Raw genomic sequence first — 24556 nt, 5'->3', positions numbered from 1 at the left:
TGCAGCTAGTCGCCGTGGAGGCGGATGCTTTAAGTCAACGTCAGCGAGGTGGGGAGGTCATGCCACCACGCGACGCGGACGGCTCCCCACGATCTGATTCGAAGGCCAACCTGGAAGTTGACCATAACAAGGCAGGGGGCGTACGGCTCCCGGAGTACGCAACCCAAAGTTGAGGCGCGAGGCGATGGAACTGCGCGAATTGGCAGCAGCGCCTGCTCTGACCACGCGTGCGGAACATGGATCTCGTCTAGTTTTTTTGGGGGCGAGAGCCAATGCGCCTTTGGTGTGTCGACTCGACACATGAGCACGCTCGATCCGACATACGCGCTGATTGCGCCGGTTCCAACCGTGACTGTCGGCACAATGGACGAGCGCTGATCGGCGACTCGCCTGTGCACCGCCGCACAACTCGGATGCGCGGCGCGTACATAAACCATCTATGCCGCCAAAGCAGCACGTCTCGATCGCGACCGCATGTAGCCTCAACGGCACCGTGGCAGCGACTGTGTCGACTCGACACACTGCCTCGGCCAACAAGTCAGTTGGCGCGGTATGGGTCATCCTCACGTGCGCGGCACGATGGAGCAACTGGGAGGTGGCATCAAGCCTTGTTTTCGTCCCCCACCCATGCTGCATGCCGCAGATCGCAATTTCCTCAGACTTCCACGGCGAGGATGCGGTAGCGGTGTGTCGACTCGACACACCGCGCCGAACCGCAAGTCGGTATGCGCGAAATATGGAGCAGCCGCTTGCACACAACACGATAGCGAAGCGGTGAAGACCCCCTCGCGTTTTGTCTTCGTGTGTCGCCCGACACTCCCAATTTGTGGCCATGCGCCGTGTGTGTCGATTCGACACAGTGCCCCAATCAAATGAATTCGAGGACCACCGCAGACACTGGCTTTCGCTCACACCGAACAGCGACTGCAAGCGGTGAGCGTGGCCCCTTCTCAAGTCTTAGTCGACACGGCCATAGTCTTTCGCTCGTGGCGAGCCTGGTCGTCGTGTGTCGAATCGACACACGAACACTCAACGGAGAGGCGAAGGCGTTTCCGAGGCTCACTCATCGCGGCACGATGTGAGCCAAAGACCCTCGTCGCCATCGTGTGTCGAATCGACACACGATGCGGTTCGCCGCGTATCAATGACGGCAGCGCCAGTCTCCACGACGGATCCTCGACGCGTCAGCTACAAATGCAATCCGGCCGCTCAGTGCATTTTCACAGTCGACGCCTTCCAGCCGCGCTGACATTACCCATGTGTCGACTCGACACACGACCTAAGCCATAAAAAGAAAAAGCCCGCCGAAGCGGGCTTCCATTCACATCAACAATCTCAAAGCTCAATCAGCCTGGCTTTACGTTGAACAACTGGCTAATCAGCTCGCGGATTTGCGTCTCCTGGGCATCCGACAACACGCCCGTCTTGAGCTTCACCGTAAAGCTATTCGTATCTTTGGTAATGCTTCCGGCGTGGCTCTTGCCCGAAAAGATCTTCTCGATGCTGCGTTCGGACACGCTTTCGGTCGATTCACCCCGGCCGGCTTGCGCACCAATCGCCGCGGCCAGCTTGCCCTGATCCAGCGTCCGGCCGACTACGGCCGGCCACAACTCACGCGCCGCCGAAAGCCCTGCCGCGCCGAACTTCTTGATCGCCGAGACAACCTCATCTGCAGCCGATCCGCCCAGCAGTCGGGGATTCAAATCAAGATCGCGTCGAATGAAATCCGGCAGATTCTCAAAGGCCAGAAAGCGGTACAAGCCTTTGCGCGACATACCCAGCGCCTCTGCCATGCGCTTGCGAGTGGGAAACTCCCGCTCGGCGCGGCGTAGCGATTGCCCAATCTCATAATCAGTGAGGTCTTCGCGACCGACGTTTTCGACCAGCGCGAGCACGGCCATGTCCTGGTCGGAGCACTCGATCACGGAGGCACGAATGTCCTGCGCCTGAATCAGGGCGTGTGCGCGCAGCCGTCGTTCGCCGGCAATGAGCTGATAGCCGTTGTCCGCACGGCGAACGACGATCGGCTCGACGAGCCCGACTTCACGGATCGATTCGGCGAGCGATGCAAGGCCCTCGTCGCTGAAAATCTTGCGAGGCTGCCATGGGTTCGGCTGAATCGCGTTCACCGGAAGCATGAGCTTGTCGCTCGTGTTCTCCAGTTCCTGGATGCGCTGCTGTGCCACCGCCAACGCGCCGAGCATGCCAGGTCCGGTCTTGAACGCACTGCTGCGCCGCGGTTCCACCGGAGCAACAGCAGCCGGCCGTTCGGCGGCAGGACGCTCCGAAGACGAGCCAAGCTCAGCGGTCTTTGCCGCCATCTTGTCGCGGAATGAACTCACTTGCCGGCCCTCCATTGTTCTACGTAAAGATCGTCGATCCACTGCACGTAATCAGTCAGCGGCTGGCGCACGCGCGCCACTGTCTTGTCCGCGAGATCGCCCTTGCTGATGTCGAACACGGTAGCCATAGCCAGTGCGCCGTTGCTCATTGCGGAACTGGCCGGCACCTCGAGCGCGTTCACCCAGTCCTTGTAGGTCCGCTGCACCCAGGAACGCACGACCGGAGCCGACGACGTTTTGCCGTAGTCCACCTTCGAAAGCAGAACGGAGACGAAGTCGTACGTCTTCTCGTCACCGCGTTCCATGATCGTGTGCGCGAGGTCGGAAAACAGGCTCCAGAACGACACCGAACTGATGAAGTCCAGGCTCTCTGGCACAAGCGGCATGACCATCGCATCGGCGGCCATAAGCGCATTGATTGTGAGATAGGACAGCGACGGCGCCGTATCCAGAATGATGTAGTCGTATTGCTTGCGCAGCACTTCCACACCTTGACGCAGCAAGTCCCAGAACTTGAACCCCGGGTTCTTGATCACGGTACCCGGAATATGGAACTCCGCCGAAAAAAGTGTGGGATGCGCGGGAATGACGTCGAGCCCGTCCCAGTAGGTTTCCTGCACGAAATTCAGCAGGCCACCTTCCATGTGCGGGTCGTAGATGAACGGCAGGACCGTGCTATCCTCGGTCACCTCCTTCTCGGCATACAGGCCGCAGAGTTCCGTCAACGACGCTTGCGGATCCAGGTCGATCAGCAAGACCTTGCGGCCACGCAAGGTCAGGCCTTGGGCGAGACACATCGTCGTCGTCGTTTTCGTCGACCCGCCCTTGAAGTTGGCAACGAGTATTACCTTGCCGTCAGCGTCGCGTACGCCAGTATGGAGCGGTGTCTGATAAATATCGGAAACCTGCTGGACCCAGGTTCTCGCTTCCGGCAGGGTGAAGACCCGGCTTCGCCCGGACCCTTGTGCCACGCCTTGCGGGAGACCCTCGCGGGTGGCAAGCAGGTTGTTCAGTTTGATGCGATCAATGCCGCACATCTCTGCGACCTGAGCGGACGTAAATGTGGGCGCCATCTTTCGCGGCCGCGGCGCCAGCATCATCTCCCGAAGCTCTTCAGATAGACGACCGGCCTCTTCGGCAAATTCAGTGATCGCGGAAAGATCCACACGTCGATTGATCGACGGCAATTCGATAGTCTTCGCCATTAATACGCTTTTTATCAGAATTTGGATAAAGCGTAGAATACAGGAAAAGTGTATGAAAACACACTAATTGAGGGCGATATGAAAAAAAATGACCCTTCAAAACGGCCTGTATTGCCCTCGCGAGACATTTCCAAGGGCAGAACATCAGTGAAACCGGCAAGGCCTCCAGCGCCCGTATAGACCGGTTCTTCCCGGTCTGCCTATTTTTTGTGCAATACCCCGGAACCGGAGCGATTCGTCGCAGCGTTGGCGGTCGAGGTTTTTGTGCAAATCTAGTTGCCGATCGATCCACCATGACTTCATCGCTCGCATGCACCTTGGGCGGTCACGGTTTTTGTGCAGTTCTCCCGTCTCCTTTCTCGGCACACGCAGATGTGGACGCCGGGTAACGATTTTTGTGCTTCCAGATTTCTGGTGCCCCGCTTAACCGGCCAGCACTGCACAAAAACCGTTACCGTACGTAGCCAGAGAAGGCCTTCCCGCCGGGCCAAACTCTCGCGTTGCACAAAAACCGTTACCCCCGTTGGGACTCCCCGTCCCTGCACGGTCGTAATTCTGTGTCTCCTGGCGGCTTAATTCCATCCGAAAGCGTCGCCACGCCATAGCTGCACAAATTCCGTTACCTCTACCAATGGTGAACGAGTGAACCGCCACGCTCCGAACGCACAAGAAACGTTACCTTCCGGAGCTCCATCCATGACATGCACAAAAAACGGTGCTATCTCAGGGGATCTCGCGCCTGCACAAAATCCGTTGCCTTTGCTTTTCCTGCCGAAAAGTCACTTTGAGTAGCGTCCCATGCCAACTGCCACTGGGTTTAACTCGATGTCGGCCCGCCACTAAGCGTTCTGCACATAAAACACTCCCTTAGACCGCCCGATCTGCACAGAAATCGTTACCCCTCTATGGGCTTCTCCGAGGCAAAGGACGGTCAAGTCCAGCCTCTTTAGCGCAGAAAGCCCTGATACATGGGGCTTCGAGGCCAATCTGTTGTAAATCCTTTGACCGCATTGCGAGACGCAGCACGTTGAAATTCACGCAGAGCATCTATTTTTGTGAGCGGTTTGTTTGTTTACTTAAAGATAAAAACCCACCAACCAACTAACGTACGCATGCGATTTCTTTGATTTCAAAGGCTTGCCTTTCAAAAGCACCGTTATCTGTGCTCGCTGCACCGTTTTATGTGCAGCGAGGTCCCGTTTTATGTGCTGTCGTTGTAGAGATATTTGTGCGATCAGGTACGGTTATTGTGCGCGAGCCGAATCGGATGCCTGTTTGAGGTAACGTTTATTGTGTTGACTTGTGTTTGCGTAGTGATAGAGTGCCCGCCAATGTCGACGGGGAGAGCGTACGTATGCCGGAGGAGAGCGGGCGAAGGACTACAACACTGCAGATGTCGCTGGGTCTCTTCGAGGAGATGTCCGGCCAGCCGATCAATGAGAGCACGCGCGAGATCGGCTTTCAGCGCAACAATGTGTTCGTCGCCATCAACGGGCTTGGGCTGTCGTCGCGCCGTTTCATCGACGCCGCCTATTTCATCGCCGCACAGGAGCCCGCGCCGCGCGATACCTACGACGTCGACCTGAACTACTTCAAGTGGCTCATGCGTTACGAGAGCCGCAACGTACGCCATTTGCAAAGCGTCATCAAGGAAGCGCAGCGCGTGCTGATCGAGGTGACTGACACGCCGCCCGACCGCGCGCCCAACGAAGACGACCAGTGGATTTCCGAGCAGCTGATGGGGAGCGTCAAGATCGGCAAGGGGCGCATCCAGTTCCGCATTCCGCCGCTCATGCTGCGCCACATCACCGGGCCGGACAAGCATCACTGGCTGAACCTGTGCATCACGGCGTCGTTTTCGCAGACCTACGCCCGCGCGATCTACGACTACGTGCTGCCCTTCGTGGCGGCGGGCTTGACCGACTGGATCGAGCTCGACGTCATGCGGCGCTGGCCCGGCAAACTCGGTACGAGCGCGTCGGAGTTCAAGCATTTCCGGCCCAAGTACCTCGATCCCGCGGTGCGTCAGATCAACGAACTATCCGACATCGACCTCAGCTACGAAACCCGGGCCGACTCGGAAACCTCGCGCAAAATCAACAAGATCCGCTTCCGGATGAAGCGCAAGGACACGGTCGCCGCGTTGCTCAGCCGGCAGCCCGACGCGCACGACCTGCTGCTCACGCTCAAGGAAGAGTTCGGCCTTAGCAACAAGCAGTTCGACGTGATTGCGGAACATCGCATGAGCTGGACCGACGAGCGCATCCAGCAGGCCATCGAGTACACGCGTTTCCGGCTCAACCAGGGCAAGGTGACCAAGAGCCCTGCGGGCTATCTGATGAAGGCACTGAGCCACAACTGGCAGGTGTCTGAGGCCGAGCGCAAGATGGTGGCGATCCAGGGCGAGCTGGCCGTGGCGGCGACCGCTCAGGAGACCGCCAGGACGGTGGCGACCACGGCGGTGAAGCAGAGCATCGCGGCGCGCGACGAAGAGGCGAGGTCGCAGCGCAACGAGGAGGTCAAGCAAGGCCGCGAGCACTTCGAAGCGGCCGACGAGAAGACCCGCAAGGAACTGGTGCGGCTCTACATCGCCTCGCAGGCCGGCAAGCTCATGCTGCGCCGCCTGAAGCTCGAGGCGGGGGCACTCTCCGATGCGAACATCCTCAACCACTCCGATTTGTCGTGGTACTTCGGGCAATTCGTCTACGGGAAGATGAAGCAGCTTGCCGTGCAGTGAGCGTTTTGAATACGCTCGACGGCTGATATGCCGGTGGGTGTATTGAGGCCTCGCCCCGCAGGCCGTCACTGCCTCCCGCGTTCACGCGGCGGAAAATATCCAGTCGATCAACGGGTTAGGCATTAGTCCCAGGGGTTCTCCACAAGCTTGTGAACATAATCTGTGGGTAACTCGAGCGCCAGGCGGAAACCCGCGAAGCCATAAAAAAAGGGAAGGCGCAGTGCCTTCCCTTTCTTCATAAGGCGACGACGCCTTACTTCTTCTCGTCGTTCAGCTGCGGCAGCGTATAAGCCGCACCCGGCGTGAGCAGACCCACCTTCGAGTACACACGCAGCTTCTCACGCGTATCGGTGATGTCGAGGTTGCGCATCGTCAGCTGGCCAATACGGTCGCGCGGCGAGAACGTCGAGGCGACCTTCTCCATCGACAGACGCTCCGGCTGATACGTGAGGTTGTCCGACTTCGTGCTGAGAATCGAGTAGTCGTTGCCGCGGCGCAGTTCGATCTTCACTTCGCCAGTGATGGCGCGCGCAACCCAGTGCTGGGCCGTTTCACGCAGCATGATGGCTTGCGGGTCGAACCAGCGGCCCTGATACAGCAGGCGGCCCAGACGGCGACCGTTCTCGCGGTACTGCTCGATGGTGTCTTCGTTGTGGATGCCCGTCACGAGACGCTCATACGCGATGTAGAGCAGCGCCAGACCCGGGGCTTCATAGATGCCGCGGCTCTTTGCCTCGATGATGCGGTTCTCGATCTGGTCGCTCATGCCCAGACCATGACGGCCACCGATGCGGTTCGCTTCGAGCAGCAGTTCCACGGCGTTCGGGAAAGTCTGGCCGTTCAGCGCGACCGGCTGGCCTTCTTCGAAGCGGATCGTCACTTCTTCGCGGTCGATCTTGACGTCGTCGCGCCAGAACGCCACGCCCATGATCGGGTTCACGATCTTGATGCCGCTTTCCAGGCTCTCGAGGTCCTTCGCTTCGTGCGTTGCGCCGAGCAGGTTCGAGTCGGTCGAATAGGCCTTTTCGGCCGACATCTTGTACTCGAAGCCCGACTGGCGCATGAACTCGGACATTTCCGAGCGGCCGCCCAGTTCGTCGATGAACTGCTGGTCGAGCCACGGCTTGTAGATCTTCAGGTCCGGATTGACGAGCAGGCCATAGCGGTAGAAGCGCTCGATGTCGTTGCCTTTGTAGGTCGAACCGTCGCCCCAGATGTTGACGCCGTCTTCCTTCATCGCGGCCACGAGCATCGTACCCGTCACGGCGCGGCCAATCGGCGTCGTATTGAAGTACGTGACGCCGGCCGTCGAGATGTGGAACGCGCCGCATTGCAGGGCGGCGATGCCTTCCGCCACGAGCTGCGCGCGGCAGTCGATCAGACGTGCACCGGCGGCGCCGTATTCGGTCGCGCGGCGCGGGATCGAATCGTAGTCGTCTTCGTCGGGCTGGCCCAGGTTCGCCGTATAGGCGTAAGGCACGGCGCCCTTGAGCTTCATCCAGTGCAGCGCGGCGCTGGTGTCGAGGCCGCCGGAGAAGGCGATACCGACCTTTTGGCCGGTCGGAAGGCTTTCAAGAATTGTGCTCATGATGAGAAAGAACCCGGTAGGACGAGAATGCGAAGGGAATTCGGTCGAATCGTCAAGTATGTTGTATCCCTGGCCTTTCGGCAAGCCTGGCGGGGAAGGGCGCAGGCCTCGTTCGACGCGGCATCCACGTAAATAAAAAAGGGGCGCAGCGAGGATGCATGCTCAGCGCAGGCTGTCCCAGGCGGCCTCGATCGCATGCAGAGCGCCCATCACGATCGAGCGGTTCAGCGCGGCGGCCAGCACGCCGTCGCGCTCGGCGTAAGCCTCGCACAGCCGCTGGTGGTCGGTGCACGAACGCTGCAAACGCCCCGGCAGCGAGGTGCTCAGGTGGCGCAGGCGGTTCGTGCGCATGCGCATGGAGTCCAGCACCTCCTTGAAGATGCCATTGCGGCTCACGCGCAGTTCCTCGTCGCGAAACGCGACGTTGGCCCAGAAGTAGCCGTCTACGTCACCCCTGGCCGCGACTTCGGCCAGCTTGCCATGCGCACGCCAGAGCGCCGCGATGTCCTCGTCCGTGGCGTGCTCGACGATCGCGAGCGACACCTGAGCGTAGAGCAGGGCGCGCAGCGCGTAGATTTCGCGCACTTCCTTCAGTTGCATGGCGGCCACGCGCGGGCGGCGGCGCGGCGACCAGTCGACGAGTCCCTCGCGCGTGAGCGCGAAAAGCGCCTCGCGCACCGGCGTGCGGCTCACGCCGAAGCGTTTGGCGAGATCGACCGAATTCAGATCGTCGCCGGGACGCAGCCGGCCTTCGATGATGCCGCGCGCCACCCAGTCGACGATCTCGGCCACGCTCGACGGCTCGCCCGTTTCCGGGGCGGCCATTACGCCGACATCTTCATCCATGCGCTTTCCCCCGAGGCGCCGCGACCGGCCGCAGCGCCGCCGATTGTAACAAATCCCGTGTCGGCTTCGCTTTCGAAGTTACAGGTTGGTTGCTTAAGTGTATACACTAAGACGAGAATATCTCAATAAAAGGCGAAAAAACGCCATATACTGGTTCTCACTGTCGACACTAAAACAAAATCCAGTCGGCAACCCGTCAGGCAAGGAGACGCCATGTACATGGGAACTGAGATTGCCGGGTCAACGCACGTCGAGGCGAGCGTCTCGGCGCGCCTGGACCGGCTGCCGCCTACGCGTTACTTTCGCGGGCTCGTCGCCCGCATCGCAGTGGGCGGCTGGTTCGAGTTCTACGAGATGTTCATGGCGGCCTACATTTCGCTGGGCCTTATCCACAGCGGGCTGTACCGCGCCACCACCGCCGGTCTCTTCGACGTGAACGGCTTCGCCAGCTTCCTCGGCTCGTTCTTCGCGGGCATGTTCGTCGGCACGGTGGCGCTGGGCGGTGTCACCGACCGCTTTGGGCGGCGTGTGGTGTTCACCTTCGCCATGCTGACGTACTCCGTGGCGAGCTTCATTGCCGCCTTCCAGCATTCGCCGCTGGGCATGGACGCCTGGCGCTTCGTGGCGGGCGTGGGCATCGGCATGCAGCTCATCACTGTCGACACTTATATCTCCGAGCTCACGCCTCGCGATGCGCGCGGGCGCTACACCGCCTTCAGCATCCTCGTCATTCTCACGTCGGTGCCCGTGGTCGCGGTCATTTCCTACGCGCTCGTGCCACGCACCTTCCTCGGCATGGAAGGCTGGCGCTGGGTGATGATCATCGGCGCGGCCGGCGCCGTGTGCATCTGGTTTATTCGTCACGGCTTGCCGGAGTCGCCGCGCTGGCTGGAGAGCAAGGGACGTGTGAGCGAGGCGCGCGAGATCGTCGACGAGATCGAGCGCAAGGTGGTCGCCGAAACCGGCAAGCCGCTCGCCGAGCCGCCCGACGGCCCGGACGCGAGCCAACTGCAAGCGCGCGGCGCGTGGATCGAGATGTGGCAGGGCCGCTACTTCAAGCGCACGGTGATGCTGTCGCTCTTCAACTTTTGCCAGACCTTCGGCGTCTACGGCTTCGGCGCATGGGTGCCGGTGCTGCTGTACTCGAAGGGCATCACGATCACGCATTCGCTGCTCTACACCATGGTGATCGCCATTACGACGCCGCTCGGCGCCATTGGCGCCATGGCGTGCGCGGAGCGTTTCCAGCGCAAGTGGCAACTGGTGGGCTGCGCGATCGTCGTGGCCGTGGCCGGCGTGATGTTCGGCCAGGTGCGCGACCCCGTGCCGATCCTGCTTTTCGGCAGCGCGGTGACGATCGCGAACAACTGGCTCATCGGGATCTTCCACACCTATCAGGCCGAACTGTATCCCACACGCATTCGCGCGCGCGCCGTGGGCTTCGTCTTCAGCTGGAGCCGCGTGAGTTCGATCTTCGTCGGCTTCTGGGTGGCGGCCCTGCTCAAGCACTACGGCGTGCCCGCCGTGTTCCTGCTGATTTCGTCGGCCATGGTCGTGATCGTCGTGACGGTTGGCGTGTGGGGTCCGAAAACCAACGGTGTACGTCTAGAGGAGTTGTCGCAATGAGTGGTTCCATCGCCGAGGCGTTCGCGCAGGGCGTGTATGCGCTGGCACAGCGTCCGCTGCCCGCCGATGTTTTGAAGGAAGCGAAGCGTTCGTTCATCAACGTTGTGGGAACAACTATTGGCGCGTGTATACATCCAGGCGTGGAAGCGATATTGGCCGCTGCGCGCGACCTCGGCGCTGGGAGCGAGGCGGGCGTACTGGGCCGCGTCGAGCACACCGACGTGCATTTCGCCGCGCTGGCGAACGGCTTTGCCGGTCACCTCGACGATTTCGACGATACGCATCTCGCCACCGTGATCCATCCCGCGGCGGCGACGCTCGCGGTGCTCATCGGGCTCGCGCCGCAAACGCGGCCCACTGGCGCGCAGGCGCTCACGGCGTTCGCGCTCGGCTGCGAGGCGCAATTGCGCGTGGGGGTGGCGATCTCGCCCGAGCACTACGACCGGGGCTGGCATATCACGGGCACGTGCGGCGTGATTGGCTGTGCGGTCACGGCGGCGCTGCTGCTCGGCCTCGACGAAGCGAGACTTAAGGAGGCCGTATCGATTGCGGCTTCGATGTTCATCGGGCAGCGCGAGGCCTTCGGCACCATGACCAAGCCGTTTCATCCCGGCAAAGCGGCTGCCAATGGCATCGACGCAGCACGGCTCGCGCGGCACGGCCAGCAAGCGGCTGTGGATATCTTCGAAGCGCCGCGAGGCTACGCGCGATCGCTCTCGACGAAGGTGGAGTTCGAGCGCATGAACGGCGAGTTCGGCGAGCGCTGGGAACTGCTGTTCAACACCTACAAGCCGTATCCGTGCGGGATTGTCGCGCATCCGGCCATCGACGCCGGTCTCGCGATTGCACAGCGCATTGCGGATGCCGGTTCGATCGACGCGATCGTGCTGCGCTGCCATCCGCTCGTGCCCGAGCTGATGGGCAATCCGCAGCCTCATGACGGCCTGCAGGCGCGTTTCAGCGCGATCCATGGCGTGGCCGCCGCGCTGTGCGACGGTCAGGTGGGTCTCGCGCAGTACGACGACAGCCGCGTGACGCGTGACGACGTGAAGGCGCTGCGCGCGAAGACAACGCTCGCGCCCGATGCCGCCGTGAACCGCGACGAGGCGTACATCGAGGCGCGGCTGCACGACGGCAGCGTCGTCGCGCATCACGTCGAACACGCGCGCGGCAGTCTCGCGCGGCCCCTGACCGACGACGAACTGCTCGACAAGGTGCGTCTGCTGATCGACCCGCGGCTTGGCGCGGGTGCGGCGGATCGTATTGCCGCAGCCGTCGCGAACGTGGAGCGCGCAACGAGTCTCGATGCGTTCTTCGCCCTGTGCACACCGAACGAGGATCTGGTTCATGCATAACCCGGCCGCTCATTCCGCCGTTTCCGACGCACTCGTGGCGCTTGCCGCCGCGAAGCCTGGCGCGCGCGAACTCGAAGCCGCGCGCAGCGCCGTGGCGAGCGCGCGCCGCTGCGCTGCGCAGCCCCGCGATGCCAGCCCGCTGAGCGAAATGCTCGCGCAGGCCACCGATGCGCGCTCGCGCGCATGGCAGCTCGGCGCTGCGCTTGCGACGCTGGATGCCGGTTCGACCGCCACGCCCGTCATTGCGGCAGCGCTTTCGCTGGGCGAGGCTCTCGAGGCCGCCGAAGAGGACATCGCCGCCGCAGTCTCGGTCGGCACGCGCGCGTCGGCGCGGCTGGGGGCCGCCGTAGACGACGAAGCGTTTCGCGCGCGCTGGAATGTGGCCGCTTCGCTCGGGATCGTGGGGGCGACGCTCGCGGCAGCGCGTCTTCTCGGGCTCGACGCGCTGCACACGCGCCACGCGCTCGGCATTGCCGCAACGCAGGCCGCAGGGCTCGCTCGAAACGTGGGCGAAGCCATGGGCGCGCTGGAAACCGGCAAGGCGGCCGCCGATGCCATCGAGGCAGCCCTGCTCGCGAAACACGGCTTCACGAGTGCAGCGGCTTCGATAGACGGACGGCGCGGGTTAGCCGCGTTGATGGCATATCGCTTCGATGCGGGAGCGATTACCGCATGAGCCGCGGCTAGCAGAACGATTTAAATACGGATTCCGAACGGATCAAGATGCCAACAACGTCTTCGCTCTCGCGCCGCCGCATGCTTCAGTGCGCCGCGGCGTGCAGCATACTGCCTGTCCTTGGCGCAAGGCATACACTTGCGGCCGACGCGTCATCCACGTCATCGCCGGACGACACCGGCATCACCGCGCAACTCGCGCGATACATCGTCGCCGCGCGCGACAAGCCGTTACCCGACGCCGTGCTGATCGAGTGCAAAAACCACATACTCGATACCTTCGGCGCGATGGTGTCGGGTTCTCGCATGCGTCCCGGCATGCTGGCGACGCAATACGTGCGCTCGCTTGGCGGCGCGCCACAGTCTTCGGCCGTGGGCTCCGACCTGCGCACGAGCACGGTGAACGCCGCGCTCGCCAACGCGATGTGCGCGCACTCCGACGAAACCGACGACTTCGAGCCCGTCACGAAAGCGCACCCCGGGTGCTCCACGGTGCCCGCCGCGCTCGCGCTGGGCGAGGCGCAGGGCACATCGGGCGAGGCGTTCGTGCGTGCCGTCGCGCTGGGCTACGACGCCTCGTGCCGGCTCCTCATGGCGCTCGGCCCGGACCTCGTGCGCGCAACGCATCGCAGCGCGGAAGGCACGGCCTCGACGTTCGGCGCGCTCGGCGCGGCCGCTGCACTCGCGCGGCTCGATGAACGCCAGACGCGTTATGCGATCTCATACGCGGCGCAACAGGTTTCAGGACTGTGGAGTTGGGTGAACGACCGCGACCACATCGAAAAGGCGTTCGATTTCGCGGGCATGGGCGCGCGCAATGGCGTGATGGCGACGACCATGGTGCAATCGGGCATGACTGGCGTGGCCGATGTGCTCGACGGCACGCACAATCTCTTCATCGCGCTTTCCACGAAGCCGCAGCCCGAGGCGCTGATCGACCAGCTCGGCAGCCGCTTCTTCGTGACGGAAACGGCGATCAAGACGTATTCGGTAGGCTATCCGATTCAATCCCCGCTCGATGCATTGCTCACGCTGCGGCGGCAATATCAGCTCACGCCGGACAAGGTGCGTACGGTGGTGGTGAAGGTGCCCCCCGACGCCATCGGCATTGTCGGCGACAGCGCGATGCCCGACGTCAACTGCCAGCACATGGTGGCGCTGGCGCTCGTGAAGGGCGCTGTGTCGTTCGCGGACAGCCACGACGTAGCGCTCATGCGCGATCCGCAGATTCAGGCGCAGCGCGCGAAAGTGAGCGTCGTAGCGGACCCGAAGCTGAGCGACCCGGCCGCACCGCGCGGCGGCATCGTCGAAGTGATGTTGACGGACGGGCGCTCCGTGAGCCACTACACGCGCTTTCCACCCGGCACGAAAGAGAACCCGCTGAGCGTCGCGCAGGTGAACGAGAAGGCGCGCGATCTCATGGAGCCGGTGCTCGGACAGCAAAAGACTGCGCAACTGATCGAGCGGATCAACGCCCTGGAGCACGTCGCGAACATCGCCGACCTGCGGCCGCTGTTCACGACGTGAAGCGCTCGCTACGGCATGCGCGCTCGCGAAGTATCCACGCCTTGCTCGTCCTTGATAGCCAATAGTGCGACGGACTCTGTGCCGGGCCGCCGCGTGGCTTTCCAGATCATCAGCAGGTGGTAGTAGAGGCGCGGGCTGAAGCCGAACCGGTACGCGTAGAGATTGCCGAGCGCGAGCTGCAGCCCGGCGCGCGCCTCGCGATTGCGCGCGAGCAGCGAGACCACGATCGGCACGAGCCGGCGCATGGCGAGCTTGCGGGCCGGTTCGAGTTCGGGCGGCAACGCGAGGCTGTTGAGAAAGCGCCACGCGGAGATCGACGAGGCATTGATGCTCGTGCGTGTTGCCTGGGAAACCGAAACATCGGTGATCCGATAGCACGAGACGTATTCGTTCACATAGCACACGCGTTTCGCCGCGAGACAAAGCCGCGTGCCGAACACGTAGTCGCAGCAGGTGCCGTAGTGATCGTCGTAACCGATGCGCTTGACGAGCGCCGCGTTGGCGAGCCAGCCATTGTTGGGGAACATCTGCACGATGCCCACACGGCCCGGCGGGTTTTGCAGGCCCGCCGCGCTGGCCGTGCGGTGATAGGCGAGGTTCATGCGTTCGCTGGCCGCGTGCATGATGCGCCCGTCATGATCGGTTTCGTATTGATCGCCGAACGCGACTTCCAGATCCGGGTAACGCTCCCACTGCGCAAGCAGCTTCTCGATGCAGTGCACGAGCAGGTAGTCGTCGTCGTGGATCAGGAGGATCTTGTCTCCGCTCGCCCGCTCGAAGAGGCTGGCCACGTTGGGCGCCTGTCCGAGCGCGGGCACGTTGCGCCGGTAGGCGATGCGTGGGTCGTTGCCGTAACGCGATGCGACCAGTTGCGCCGTGCGATCGTCGCTAGAATCGTCGCCGATCACGATCTCGATGTTCGCATGCGTTTGCATGAGGCACGATTCGATGCAGCGAACGAGCAGTTCAGGCCGGTTGTACGTCGGCAGGCAAATGGAGACCTTCGTTGTTGTCGTCATGGGCAGACCCCAGTGCTTGAGGGATGCGGGGACCTTCGCAAAGCAGGTTCGTAATGCGAACTTCATCCGCTGGACATGACAGTAAATGAAAAAAACGCGAAAGAAATTGAAAATAATTTGCAAGGCACAGGGCTTGCGCGCGGCGGCCCGCAGCGGCCGTTGCGGCGGGCGTCCGCACAAAGTGCCGATCTTTGATGTGATGAATCGGAAAGAAAATCCGGGCGGCAAAATAATCGGCAACCGGGCGGTGAACTGAGTGCCGGAACACTCGCGTCAATCGCGTTAACATGGGTGCTCCGCCTGAAACGACCGATGGCATCCATGGCCTCCATCTCCTACGCCCACAAACCGCTCACGCCGTTTCGCCGTGCGCTCGCCCGCTTTTCCCTCTCCGAACTCGCGAAATACACGAAGCTCACGCTCGGCATGTGGATCGGCTTCGGCATTCCGTATGCGTGCGGCTTTCCCGAAGCGGCGGTGGCGCTCTCGGGTTCGGCCATGCTCACGCTCGCGCTCGGCAGTTCCATCTCGGCGGCGCGCGGGTACTTCTACAAGCGCGTGATGTCGAATCTCGTTGCGATGCCGATTGGCACGCTGCTGATCTGGCTGACTGCGCCGCATTTGTGGCTGGGGGTGATCCTGCTGCCGCTCGTGATATTCACGATCGTGCGCATCAGGCCTTCAGTGTTCCAGATGACGAGCGTTACCGTGCCCATGACGCTCGTGCTCTACACGGGCGAGCACATACCGTTGCTGGAGCAACGTTTGATCGGCGTGGTGCTCGGCATGCTGCTCGGTTTCGTCATCCAGCAGATCGCGTTTCCGCCCGATCACGGCTTCTGGGCGAATACGCTCGTCAACGACGGCAACGCGCAGGCCGAAGCCTTGCTAAGCGAAGTCGCGACGGAAACGCTGGACCGCGCGAAGCTGAAATCGGCGGCGGCCGCGCTGCGGGTGTCGAGCAGCAATCTGAAGCAGGCGCACGATCTCCTCAAATCGGACCTGGAGCAGTCGTGGGTGTCGGCGCATTTGAAGCGCAACCGTGATCGCCTGCCGCTGTTCTCGTGCTACCACGAGCTATTCGATTCGATCGTCGGCTTCCTCGAAACGCTCGACACGTTCAACGCGCAATACGAGGCGCTGGACGCGCAATGGAAAGACGCATACCGGCGCGGCCTCGCGCGCCTCGTGGACGTCCACCGGCAACTGGCTTCGCAGGCCGATCTTCGGGTGGAGCGCCCAGGCCTTCTCGTGGCGCCGCTCACGCGCGAGGAACTGCATGCGCTTGTCGAAGCGCTGCCTGCAACGGGCGTGTTCACGAGCGTCTATCTCGGGCATTTGACCGGCTACGGCATCCTGCTGAGCCGTTTGAGCGACATGCATACGGAGCACTTGCGCAAAGCGTGAGCGCCGCGAGCACGGATACGCCGTCGATGTATTAAGCGCCTGCGCCGCCATACCGCCCGACGCGCAAGCGAGCGTCTACCCGTAATTGTCCTGGGGTGGCCGCGCAGTGGCGCAACGCGTGGCGCGCACCCCTCGCAGCGCCCCGGCAGCCGTGCCTGCCGGCCTTTCCCACCCGATTGTTCGCGATTCGCAAATGACGTATTCGGGCGTTATCCGGTACTGATTACACCGCGCTTGCGACTATCCTGGCGTCGTCGATGTCGATGGCGTCCTGCGAGCCTGCAGCGGTGCACTTCGCGTCGCACACCGTTTTCGAACATGAGCGTGTGGCGCGGCATCCGGCCGGCCCAAGGAGACAGAGATGAAACCGAACACATGGGATACGGCCTACGAATGGAAGGCCGTGACGCTGTTGGCGCTGGGCTTTGGCCTCGTCGGCCTCGACCGCTGGCTGATCGCGCCGCTGTTCCCGTCCATCATGAAAGACCTCAACCTCAATGCGCAGGATGTGGGCAACTGCATCGGCATACTCGGCCTTTCGTGGGGTGTCTTCGCGGCGGTCATGGGTGGCTTGTCCGACAAAGTCGGGCGGCGCAAGGTGCTGATCCCGGCGATCATCGCGTTCTCGCTGCTCTCGGGCTTTTCCGGCTTCGCAGGCGGCTTTGCGAGCCTGCTGGCCGTGCGCGCGCTGATGGGCGTGGCCGAAGGCTCGTTTTGCCCGACGAGCTTCGCCGCCACGGCCGATGCCTCGCACCCGAAGCGCCGCGGCTTCAATCTCGGGCTCCAGCAAAGCGGCTTCGCGCTGTTCGGCCTCGCGCTCGCGCCGATCATCGCCACGCAGTTGCTGGGCGTGATGAGTTGGCGCTGGGTGTTCGCGCTCGTCTCGGTGCCGGGACTCATACTCGGTTTGCTGATGTACCGCGTGATCCGGGAACCACAAGGCGCGCCGACCCGTGACGCCGGTGCACCCGCTGCAAAGGCCGAACGCGGCCACTGGCGCGACGTGCTCCGCAGCCGCAACATTCCCGTGGCGATGGTCGCGCTCTTCTGCGCCATGACAGGCGTGTTCGTGCTCGGCGCCATGCTGCCGCTCTACCTCACGCAGTATCTTTCGCTCGACACGCAGCGCATGGGCGTGGTGGCCTCGGCGATTGGCTTTGGCGGTTTCGTCGGACAGTTCGGCTTGCCGGGGCTTTCGGATCTGCTGGGCCGGCGTCTGGCGAGCGTTCTCGGCTTCGTGGGCACTGCCGTCATGCTCATCGTGTTTCGTGGTCTCGGCGCGCAGCCGCTCGAACTCTTCGCAGTGCTCTTCGCGGCTTCGTTCTTCACGCTGGGCCTCGTTTCGCTGCTCTCGGGACCGGTCGCCACCGAAGCCGCGCCGGCCGGCATGGTTTCGACCTCGATCGGGCTCGTGGTGGGAGCGGGCGAAATCTTTGGCGGCGGCGTGGCGCCCGCGCTCGCCGGATTCGTGGCGGCCCATTTCGGCATCCAGAACATTTTGTGGCTGCCTATTGGCGCGGTTTTGCTCGGTGTGCTGGTGAGCCTCTTGCTCAAGGAAACCGCGCCCGCAAAGCTGGGGCGCAGCGAGCCCGTCATTCCTGCCGCGCCATTGCCTGCGGCTGGGCAGGCCGATTAGGGCTGGAGCGTCGTCAACGTCGCTCTCTCTTGCCACGTCGCGTGTGACGCAGTGGCGTGGCCGACGGGAAGCGGGCCCTATACTTGGAGGGCGCGAACCCATGAAGAAGAGAGGAGCATGGATCGATTCCTGAGCATCGAAGCCTTTGTGCGCGTGGCGGAAACGAGCAGTTTCGCGGAAGCGGCCCGGCAACTCGGCGTAACCAGTTCGGTCGTGACGAACCGCATCCAGCAACTGGAGAAGTTCGTCAACGCGCCGCTCTTTCATCGCAGTACGCGGCACGTGCGCCTCTCCGAAGTCGGCGAGGCGTTTTATCGTGAATGCGCCGAGGTAGTGGGCCGCGTGAACGAGCTGACCGACCAGATGCGCGAACTGCGCGCCACGCCAACGGGCAGACTGCGCATCCAGATATTGCCGGGCTTCGCGCTGGGCCATTTCGGCGCGCCGCTTGCCGAGTTCAACCGCCGCTATCCTGGCATTCAGCTCGATGTGATCGTCAACGACCGCGTGGTTGATCCGATCGAAGAAGGTTTCGACGTTGCCTTCCAGATCTTCCCGCCCATTTCCGACTCGCTGATCGAGCGGCGGCTCTTTTCGGTGCGGCGGCTCTTTTGCGCCACGCCCGCTTATGTGGAAGAGCATGGCGCGCCGCAGCATCCACGCGAATTGCTGCAGCACACCACGGCGCTCTATTCGGGCTATCCCTCGCGCAACCGCTGGACGATGACACGCGGCGACGAAGTCGTGGAGATGGAATTGCCTGGCATGATCCGCTCGAACTCGGTGCATTTGCTGCGCGATTACGCGCTCACGGGCGGCGGCGTGGTGTGCCTGCCTACGCTCGTGGCGAGCGAGGCGCTCCTGAACGGCTCGCTCGTGCCGATCCTCACCGACTACCACCTCTCGGCGTTGAGCTTCGCCGCCGTGTATCCCTCCACGCAGCGCCAGGCCCTGAAAGTGAAGGCGCTCGTGGAGTTTCTCGCCGAGTATCTCGGCCCCGAGCCCGCCTGGGACGTGCCGCTGATCGAGCGCGGCTGGGTGCGCTAGCGCATGAGCGACGTTTCGCCGGGCGACGCTTCGCCTGCCGCGATTATTTGCGAAACGCGAATACCGTAATCGCCTGGCCGCCGGTTGTTGCCGCCGCGCAGCGCTCCTAAAGTTGATTCCAACGACACCTTCCAAAACAGGAGACAGCCATGACCGATTCGTCATTCCACACCGTCTTCGGCTCGCTTGAGCAGTACCGCAAGGGCGAGATCGAAATCACGAGCGGCGACGCCCGCCACTATGTTTTCTCGAACGTATTCGAAGTCGCCGCGCGCTCGGCGCCATTTGAGAAAGTCGTGGTCGGCAAGAACCTCGAATATGCGATCGAGGTGCTGCGCACGGAAGGGCAGTCGCGCTGGTTCGCCTGCGCACACGACGAGTTCGTCATCCTGATGGATGGCGAAGTGCGTATCGACTTCATCAAGCTCGATACGCCGCTCAAGGGCGCTACGGGCACGGTCGACGCGGGCGAACAACCTGCAGGCCGCAAGATGGGCCACGTGGTGTTGCGCCGCGGGCACCAGGCGCTGCTGCCGGCAGGCTGCGCGTATCGCTTCGGCGCACAGAAGGCTGGCGTGGCGCTCGTGCAGACCATGGTCGGTGAACTGTCCGTGCAGAAGTGGGCAGATATCTGCCTGCACTGAAAACACGCGCTAACCAATCACTAGACGACTGGAGACACCAAATGGCCACCCTCGAAACCCTCGACCACTCCGCAGGTTTTGCCGCCGACACCGTACGCGCGAGCGAGCCCGACGCCGTGACCGGCTATCGCCGCTACACGCTCGGCGCTTTCGAATTCACGCGCGACGAATACTTCGTGAAAGTGCTGTGGCCCGCGAAAGGGCAGACACGCACGCACGCTATCCCCGCCGATGCCTTCCTGCGCGCGATGATGCGCGACGTGGCGTGGGGCTTCTTCTACGGCTGGGTGAATTTCGACCACGTGTTCGGCACGCGCAATCACTACGGCAAGGTGGACGTCTATGCGGGCTCGTTCAACGGCATCATGAAGGATGCTGGCGTGGACTATATCGAGACCTTCGAAACGCCGACCATCATGGCGACCTTCAAGGCGATCCTGCACGACTGGACCAACGAAGGCTTCGACCCGTTCGCCGCGCCCGAGGAAACCGGCACCGCATTCGGCCGCAAGCATGGCGAGAACGACGCAGCGATCGAACGCACGCGCATTGCCACGCGCCGCATGCCGGGCCTCGAAGGCGATTCGCCGCTGCGCGATGAACTGCCGGTGAACCGCGCCTTCGCCGACGTGCCTCAGGACAACCCCGAAGTGCACGCCGAGCCCGGTTTCGAAGGCGAGTTGCACGCGTTCAACCTCTTCAAGTACCTCTCGCGCTCTGACGTGACGTGGAACCCCTCGGTCACTTCGGTGTGCGGGCAGAGCCTGTTCTGCCCGACCACGGAGGAATACATCCTGCCAGTTTTCCATGGCAACGACCGCGTCGAATGGTTCCTGCAGCTCTCGGATGAAATCGTCTGGGACATCGGCGACAAGAACACCGGTGCGCCGCGCGCACGCATCACGATGCGCGCGGGCGACATCTGTGCGATGCCCGCCGATATCCGCCACCAGGGCTATTCGACCAAGCGCTCGATGCTGCTCGTGTGGGAGAACGCGACCGCGGGCTTGCCCAAGCGCTACGAGAGCGGCGAGCTGAAGCCGTACCCGGTCGACTTCTGAGCGAATTTCGCAGTTATGCAGCATGCCTAAGCATCAATCGAGGATTTACTCATGCAAACGCAATTGTTCATCGACGGCCGCTTCGTTGACGCTGTCGAGGGCGGCACCATCGACGTGCTCAATCCGCACGACGGCTCGCTGATCACGAAGATCGCCGCAGCCACCGCCGCCGATATCGATCTGGCAGTAGCCGCCGCGACCCGCGCCTTCCCCCAGTGGGCCGCGATGCCCGCCGCCGAGCGCGGCCGCCTGCTGCTGCGTCTGGCTGACGCCATCGAAGCGAACGGCGAAGAACTCGCGCAACTGGAATCGCTCGACACGGGGCACCCGATTCGCGATTCTCGCGCGCTCGACGTCCCGCGCACGGCCGCGTGCTTCCGCTATTTCGGCGGCATGGCCGACAAGCTCCAGGGCTCGGTCATCCCCGTAGAAACGGGCTTTCTCAACTACGTGCAGCGCGCGCCCATTGGCGTGGTGGGGCAAATCGTGCCGTGGAATTTTCCGCTCATGTTCACGAGCTGGAAGATGGGCCCGGCGCTCGCGGCTGGCAACACGGTCGTGTTGAAGCCCTCGGAAATCACGCCGCTTTCTACGCTGCGCATTGTCGAGTTGATGGCGGAAGTGGGCTTTCCCGCAGGTGTCGTCAATATCGTGCCGGGCTATGGCAATACGGCCGGGCAGCGCCTTGCGGAGCACGAGGGCGTGGGCAAGATCGCCTTCACCGGCTCGACGGCTACGGGGCGGCGAATCGTGGAAGCCTCGCAGGGGAACCTGAAGCGCGTGCAACTCGAACTCGGCGGCAAGGGCGCGAATATCGTGTTCGACGACGCCAATCTCGACGCCGCCATCAACGGCGCGGCCTGGGCGATCTTCCACAACCAGGGCCAGGCGTGCATCGCTGGTTCGCGTCTGGTGCTGCACGAGCGCATCGCCGATGAATTTCTCGAGCGCTTCGTCGCGCTCGCCTCGTCGATTCGTGTCGGAAATCCTTTGGATTCCGAAACAGAAATGGGGCCGCTCACGTCGCTGCAGCATCTGGAGCGCGTGAAGGCCTTCGTAGACGTGGCGCGCGAGCAGGGCGGCCGAGTGCTCACGGGCGGCAGCGCGCCGCAGGACCCCGCGCTCGCCAACGGCTACTACGTGCGCCCCACGGTGATCGAGGCGAAGACACCGGACGATCGTATCGCGCAGGAAGAGGTGTTCGGCCCGTTCGCGACCGTGCTGCGTTTCAAGTCCGACGAAGAGGCGCTCGCCATCGCCAATGGGACCGACTACGGTCTCGGCAGCGGCCTGTGGACGCGCGACCTCTCTCGTGCGCACAGCATCGCGGGGAAGATTCACGCGGGCATGTGCTGGGTGAACTGCTACAAGCGCGTGAATCCGGGCAGCCCGTTCGGCGGCGTCGGTCAATCGGGCTACGGCCGCGAAATGGGCTTCGAGGCGATGCACGACTACACGGAGGCACGCTCGGTGTGGGTCAACGTGGACGCGCAAGTGCCGCCGCACTTCAAGCGTTGAGGCACGTATGGATCGCTTCGTCTATCAGGGCTTGCCGTCGCGCGTGGTGTTCGGCTGGGGCACCCTCGCGCAGTTGCCCGAGGAAGTGGACCGATTGGGCGCGCGCCGCGCGTTGATCCTCTCGACGCCCGAGCAGCGAGCGCTTGCCGAAGAAGTCGCGCGCCTGCTCGGCGAGCGCGCCGCTGGTATCCACGCGCAAGCGGTCATGCACGTGCCGGTGGAGGTCGCACGGGCCGCGCGCGAGCAGGCGGCGGCGCTGGACGCGCAGTGCTGCGTGGCCGTGGGCGGCGGCTCGACCATCGGCCTTGGCAAGGCGATCGCGCTTGAATCGGCGCTGCCGATTGTCGCCGTGCCCACGACCTATGCGGGCTCGGAGATGACACCCATCTACGGCCTCACTGAAGGGCGCTTGAAAAAAACCGGACGCGACCAGCGCGTGCTGCCGCGCACGGTGATCTACGACCCGTCGCTCACCGTCTCGCTGCCCGCCGGTATATCGGCGGCCTCAGGCGTGAACGCGATGGCGCACGCGGTGGAGGCGCTCTACGCAGAGGATGCAAATCCTGTCATCAGCTTGATGGCCGAAGAATCGATTCGCGCGTTGGGCGAAGCGCTGCCGGTCGTCGTGCGCCGCCCGGACGACGCGACGATGCGCTGCCGCGCGCTCTACGGCGCGTGGCTCGCGGGCAGTTGCCTCGGCGCTGTGGGCATGGCGCTGCATCACAAGCTCTGCCACACGCTCGGCGGCACCTTCAACCTTCCGCACGCGCAAACGCATGCGATCATGCTGCCGCATACGGCGCACTACAACCACGCGGCTGCGCCGCAGGCGCTCGGGCGCGTGGCGCGTGCGCTCGGCGGCGTGCATGCGGACGAAGCCGGGCCGCGACTCTACGCGTTGAACGAGTCGCTCGGCATTGCGCTGTCGCTCAAGGAAATCGGCATGCCCGAAGCGGGCCTCGACGAAGCGGCCGATCTCGCGTGCACGAATGCCTATCCCAATCCGCGGCCGTTGGAGCGCTCGGCGATCCGCACGCTGCTGCAACGGGCGTGGGAAGGTGTGGCGCCGCGCTAGCGGGGCCGAGCCGCGCCACGCGCGTGACGCACAAAACAGAGGAAAGGAGACAACCATGTCGATGCATGGCACCGAGGCCGAACGCGCCTTGACGGAACAGGTCGTGGGACGTTTCGCGAACACACCCGATGCGCGCCTGCGCACGCTGATGCAAAGCCTCGTGCGGCATTTGCATGCCTACGTGCGCGAAGTCGAGCCCACGGAGGCGGAGTGGTTCGCCGCGATCCGCTTCCTGACCGAGACGGGCCAGATGTGCGACGACGTCGTGCGCCAGGAATTCATCCTGCTTTCGGACACGCTCGGCGTGTCGATGCTCGTCGATGCGATCAATCATCGCTACGCTAGCGGCGCGACCGATACGACCGTGTTCGGTCCGTTCTATGTCGACGGCATGCCTGAACGGGCCTACGGCGAGAACATGGCGTTCACGCCGGGCACGCCGGCCCTCGTGCATGGCCGAGTGCTGACGACCGGCGGCAAGCCCGTGGCGAACGCGCTGCTCGACGTGTGGCAGACGGCGGAAAACGGCATGTACTCGGGGCAGGACACCGGGCAGCCGCACGGCAACCTGCGCGGCCGTTATCGCACCGACGCCGAAGGCCGCTACGCGATCCGCACCATCGTGCCGGTCTGCTACCCGATTCCGACCGACGGCCCGGTGGGCCGCATGCTCAACGCCACGGGGCGGCATCCGTGGCGGCCCGCCCATCTGCACTTCATGATTACGGCGCCGGATCACAGCACGCTCGTGACGCATCTGTTCAACCAGAACGACCCATATCTGGACTCGGATGCCGTGTTCGGCGTGAAGCCCTCGCTGCTCGTGAACTATCACGAGCACGCGGCGGGTGAGGCGGCCGCGCAGCAATTCGGCTTCGAGGGCGGCTTTCGCGAGGCGCGCTACGACTTCGTGCTGGAGCGCGCATGAGACCGCATACGCGCTACTACGCGGTATTCGCCACAGACAAGCCCGGCATGCGCGAGGTGCGTGAGCGCGAGCGCGCGGTCCATCGCACGTATCTGCGCTCCGCCGCGCAGCGCGGCGTATTCGTGAGGCTGGGTGGGTCGACGCTCGCGCCGCATTGCGACGCGCTCAACGGTACGCTGCTCGTGATCGAGGCGGAAGGATACGACGATGTGATGCGTTTCGTGCGCGACGATCCGTATACGCTGGCGGGCTTGTTCGAACGCGTCGAGATCCGCCCGTGGGACTGGAACCTTGGCAATCCTGAGCAAAGAGTGTAGGTC

20 protein-coding genes are annotated in these 24556 nt (G+C 63.2%); 15 read left to right on the top strand and 5 right to left on the bottom strand.

Going from position 1 to position 24556, the window contains the following annotated elements; all coding sequences use genetic code 11:
• Positions 1-1346: 1346 nt before the first annotated feature.
• Together L0U83_RS28490 and L0U83_RS28485 are read right to left on the bottom strand one after the other, a co-directional pair.
• Positions 1347-2342, bottom strand: coding sequence for a ParB/RepB/Spo0J family partition protein (locus L0U83_RS28490; protein WP_233887486.1), 996 nt, complete (start codon positions 2340-2342; stop codon positions 1347-1349).
• Positions 2339-3547 (bottom strand): AAA family ATPase, encoded by a 1209-nt coding sequence (locus tag L0U83_RS28485; protein ID WP_233887485.1) that lies wholly within the window; start codon positions 3545-3547, stop codon positions 2339-2341. Before L0U83_RS28485 ends, L0U83_RS28490 begins: the two co-directional genes overlap by 4 nt.
• Positions 3548-4940: 1393 nt before the next feature.
• Between L0U83_RS28485 and L0U83_RS28480 the strand changes: the two genes are divergently transcribed.
• Positions 4941-6284 (top strand): replication initiation protein, encoded by a 1344-nt coding sequence (locus tag L0U83_RS28480; protein WP_233887484.1) that lies wholly within the window; start codon positions 4941-4943, stop codon positions 6282-6284.
• A gap of 253 nt (positions 6285-6537) precedes the next feature.
• On the opposite strand, the gene argG is transcribed toward L0U83_RS28480, so the two are convergent.
• Both argG and L0U83_RS28470 read right to left on the bottom strand, forming a co-directional pair.
• Positions 6538-7872 (bottom strand): argininosuccinate synthase, encoded by a 1335-nt coding sequence (gene argG, locus L0U83_RS28475; protein WP_201694770.1) that lies wholly within the window; start codon positions 7870-7872, stop codon positions 6538-6540.
• A 162-nt stretch (positions 7873-8034) separates the two neighbouring features.
• Entirely contained in the window at positions 8035-8718 is a 684-nt protein-coding gene (locus tag L0U83_RS28470) for a GntR family transcriptional regulator (protein WP_233887483.1), read from the bottom strand.
• A gap of 213 nt (positions 8719-8931) precedes the next feature.
• On the opposite strand from L0U83_RS28470, the gene L0U83_RS28465 reads away from it, so the two are divergent.
• From L0U83_RS28465 to L0U83_RS28450, 4 genes are read left to right on the top strand one after another with little or no spacing between them, the layout of a single operon-like run.
• Entirely contained in the window at positions 8932-10344 is a 1413-nt protein-coding gene (locus L0U83_RS28465) for an MFS transporter (RefSeq protein WP_233887482.1), read from the top strand.
• On the top strand, positions 10341-11699 hold the full coding sequence (locus L0U83_RS28460) for an MmgE/PrpD family protein (RefSeq protein WP_233887481.1): 1359 nt from the start codon (positions 10341-10343) through the stop codon (positions 11697-11699). Before L0U83_RS28465 ends, L0U83_RS28460 begins: the two co-directional genes overlap by 4 nt.
• Positions 11692-12375, top strand: coding sequence for an MmgE/PrpD family protein (locus tag L0U83_RS28455; RefSeq protein ID WP_233887480.1), 684 nt, complete (start codon positions 11692-11694; stop codon positions 12373-12375). Before L0U83_RS28460 ends, L0U83_RS28455 begins: the two co-directional genes overlap by 8 nt.
• A 47-nt stretch (positions 12376-12422) precedes the next feature.
• Positions 12423-13901, top strand: a complete 1479-nt coding sequence (locus L0U83_RS28450; protein ID WP_233887479.1) for an MmgE/PrpD family protein — start codon at positions 12423-12425, stop codon at positions 13899-13901.
• 8 nt (positions 13902-13909) lie between these two features.
• Here L0U83_RS28450 and L0U83_RS28445 read toward each other — a convergent pair whose 3' ends face one another.
• Positions 13910-14920 carry a glycosyltransferase family 2 protein gene (locus L0U83_RS28445; protein WP_233887478.1) on the bottom strand — a complete coding sequence of 337 codons (1011 nt, stop codon included), beginning with the start codon at positions 14918-14920 and terminating at the stop codon, positions 13910-13912.
• Between the two features lie 85 nt (positions 14921-15005).
• On the opposite strand from L0U83_RS28445, the gene L0U83_RS28440 reads away from it, so the two are divergent.
• From L0U83_RS28440 to L0U83_RS28395, 10 genes are all read left to right on the top strand, one after another.
• Positions 15006-15176: a hypothetical protein gene (locus L0U83_RS28440; protein WP_233887477.1), complete on the top strand. Its 171-nt coding sequence runs from the start codon at positions 15006-15008 to the stop codon at positions 15174-15176.
• Positions 15177-15241: 65 nt separating this feature from the next.
• Positions 15242-16327, top strand: coding sequence for an aromatic acid exporter family protein (locus L0U83_RS28435; protein ID WP_233887476.1), 1086 nt, complete (start codon positions 15242-15244; stop codon positions 16325-16327).
• Between the two features lie 361 nt (positions 16328-16688).
• Positions 16689-17963 carry an MFS transporter gene (locus tag L0U83_RS28430; protein WP_233887475.1) on the top strand — a complete coding sequence of 425 codons (1275 nt, stop codon included), beginning with the start codon at positions 16689-16691 and terminating at the stop codon, positions 17961-17963.
• A gap of 117 nt (positions 17964-18080) precedes the next feature.
• Positions 18081-19010 carry a LysR family transcriptional regulator gene (locus tag L0U83_RS28425; RefSeq protein WP_028204520.1) on the top strand — a complete coding sequence of 310 codons (930 nt, stop codon included), beginning with the start codon at positions 18081-18083 and terminating at the stop codon, positions 19008-19010.
• A 149-nt stretch (positions 19011-19159) separates the two neighbouring features.
• Positions 19160-19654: a cupin domain-containing protein gene (locus tag L0U83_RS28420; RefSeq protein ID WP_233887474.1), complete on the top strand. Its 495-nt coding sequence runs from the start codon at positions 19160-19162 to the stop codon at positions 19652-19654.
• Positions 19655-19695: 41 nt separating this feature from the next.
• Positions 19696-20715, top strand: coding sequence for a hydroxyquinol 1,2-dioxygenase (locus L0U83_RS28415; RefSeq protein WP_233887473.1), 1020 nt, complete (start codon positions 19696-19698; stop codon positions 20713-20715).
• 51 nt (positions 20716-20766) lie between these two features.
• Positions 20767-22233 (top strand): aldehyde dehydrogenase family protein, encoded by a 1467-nt coding sequence (locus tag L0U83_RS28410; protein ID WP_233887472.1) that lies wholly within the window; start codon positions 20767-20769, stop codon positions 22231-22233.
• Between the two features lie 7 nt (positions 22234-22240).
• Entirely contained in the window at positions 22241-23308 is a 1068-nt protein-coding gene (locus tag L0U83_RS28405) for a maleylacetate reductase (RefSeq protein WP_233887471.1), read from the top strand.
• 55 nt (positions 23309-23363) lie between these two features.
• Positions 23364-24236, top strand: a complete 873-nt coding sequence (locus L0U83_RS28400) for an intradiol ring-cleavage dioxygenase (protein WP_233887470.1) — start codon at positions 23364-23366, stop codon at positions 24234-24236.
• On the top strand, positions 24233-24553 hold the full coding sequence (locus tag L0U83_RS28395; protein ID WP_233887469.1) for a YciI family protein: 321 nt from the start codon (positions 24233-24235) through the stop codon (positions 24551-24553). Before L0U83_RS28400 ends, L0U83_RS28395 begins: the two co-directional genes overlap by 4 nt.
• Positions 24554-24556: the final 3 nt, after the last annotated feature.

Source organism: Paraburkholderia flagellata, from assembly GCF_021390645.1.
Classification (GTDB): Bacteria; Pseudomonadota; Gammaproteobacteria; order Burkholderiales; family Burkholderiaceae; genus Paraburkholderia; species Paraburkholderia flagellata.
The sequence above is the reverse complement of the archived record's forward strand: the minus strand, read 5'-3'. Positions and strand labels throughout refer to the sequence as shown.

What these genes read in the sequence shown, in the direction of transcription:
- L0U83_RS28465 (WP_233887482.1), top strand. Translation starts at nt 8,932, where the DNA reads ATGTACATGGGAACTGAGATTGCCGGGTCAACGCACGTCGAGGCGAGC.
- L0U83_RS28415 (WP_233887473.1), top strand. Translation starts at nt 19,696, where the DNA reads ATGGCCACCCTCGAAACCCTCGACCACTCCGCAGGTTTTGCCGCCGAC.
- argG (WP_201694770.1), bottom strand. Translation starts at nt 7,872, where the DNA reads ATGAGCACAATTCTTGAAAGCCTTCCGACCGGCCAAAAGGTCGGTATC.
- L0U83_RS28445 (WP_233887478.1), bottom strand. Translation starts at nt 14,920, where the DNA reads ATGACGACAACAACGAAGGTCTCCATTTGCCTGCCGACGTACAACCGG.
- L0U83_RS28440 (WP_233887477.1), top strand. Translation starts at nt 15,006, where the DNA reads ATGAAAAAAACGCGAAAGAAATTGAAAATAATTTGCAAGGCACAGGGC.
- L0U83_RS28435 (WP_233887476.1), top strand. Translation starts at nt 15,242, where the DNA reads ATGGCCTCCATCTCCTACGCCCACAAACCGCTCACGCCGTTTCGCCGT.
- L0U83_RS28470 (WP_233887483.1), bottom strand. Translation starts at nt 8,718, where the DNA reads ATGGATGAAGATGTCGGCGTAATGGCCGCCCCGGAAACGGGCGAGCCG.
- L0U83_RS28460 (WP_233887481.1), top strand. Translation starts at nt 10,341, where the DNA reads ATGAGTGGTTCCATCGCCGAGGCGTTCGCGCAGGGCGTGTATGCGCTG.
- L0U83_RS28425 (WP_028204520.1), top strand. Translation starts at nt 18,081, where the DNA reads ATGGATCGATTCCTGAGCATCGAAGCCTTTGTGCGCGTGGCGGAAACG.
- L0U83_RS28395 (WP_233887469.1), top strand. Translation starts at nt 24,233, where the DNA reads ATGAGACCGCATACGCGCTACTACGCGGTATTCGCCACAGACAAGCCC.
- L0U83_RS28410 (WP_233887472.1), top strand. Translation starts at nt 20,767, where the DNA reads ATGCAAACGCAATTGTTCATCGACGGCCGCTTCGTTGACGCTGTCGAG.
- L0U83_RS28485 (WP_233887485.1), bottom strand. Translation starts at nt 3,547, where the DNA reads ATGGCGAAGACTATCGAATTGCCGTCGATCAATCGACGTGTGGATCTT.
- L0U83_RS28455 (WP_233887480.1), top strand. Translation starts at nt 11,692, where the DNA reads ATGCATAACCCGGCCGCTCATTCCGCCGTTTCCGACGCACTCGTGGCG.
- L0U83_RS28420 (WP_233887474.1), top strand. Translation starts at nt 19,160, where the DNA reads ATGACCGATTCGTCATTCCACACCGTCTTCGGCTCGCTTGAGCAGTAC.
- L0U83_RS28405 (WP_233887471.1), top strand. Translation starts at nt 22,241, where the DNA reads ATGGATCGCTTCGTCTATCAGGGCTTGCCGTCGCGCGTGGTGTTCGGC.
- L0U83_RS28450 (WP_233887479.1), top strand. Translation starts at nt 12,423, where the DNA reads ATGCCAACAACGTCTTCGCTCTCGCGCCGCCGCATGCTTCAGTGCGCC.
- L0U83_RS28430 (WP_233887475.1), top strand. Translation starts at nt 16,689, where the DNA reads ATGAAACCGAACACATGGGATACGGCCTACGAATGGAAGGCCGTGACG.
- L0U83_RS28400 (WP_233887470.1), top strand. Translation starts at nt 23,364, where the DNA reads ATGTCGATGCATGGCACCGAGGCCGAACGCGCCTTGACGGAACAGGTC.
- L0U83_RS28480 (WP_233887484.1), top strand. Translation starts at nt 4,941, where the DNA reads ATGTCGCTGGGTCTCTTCGAGGAGATGTCCGGCCAGCCGATCAATGAG.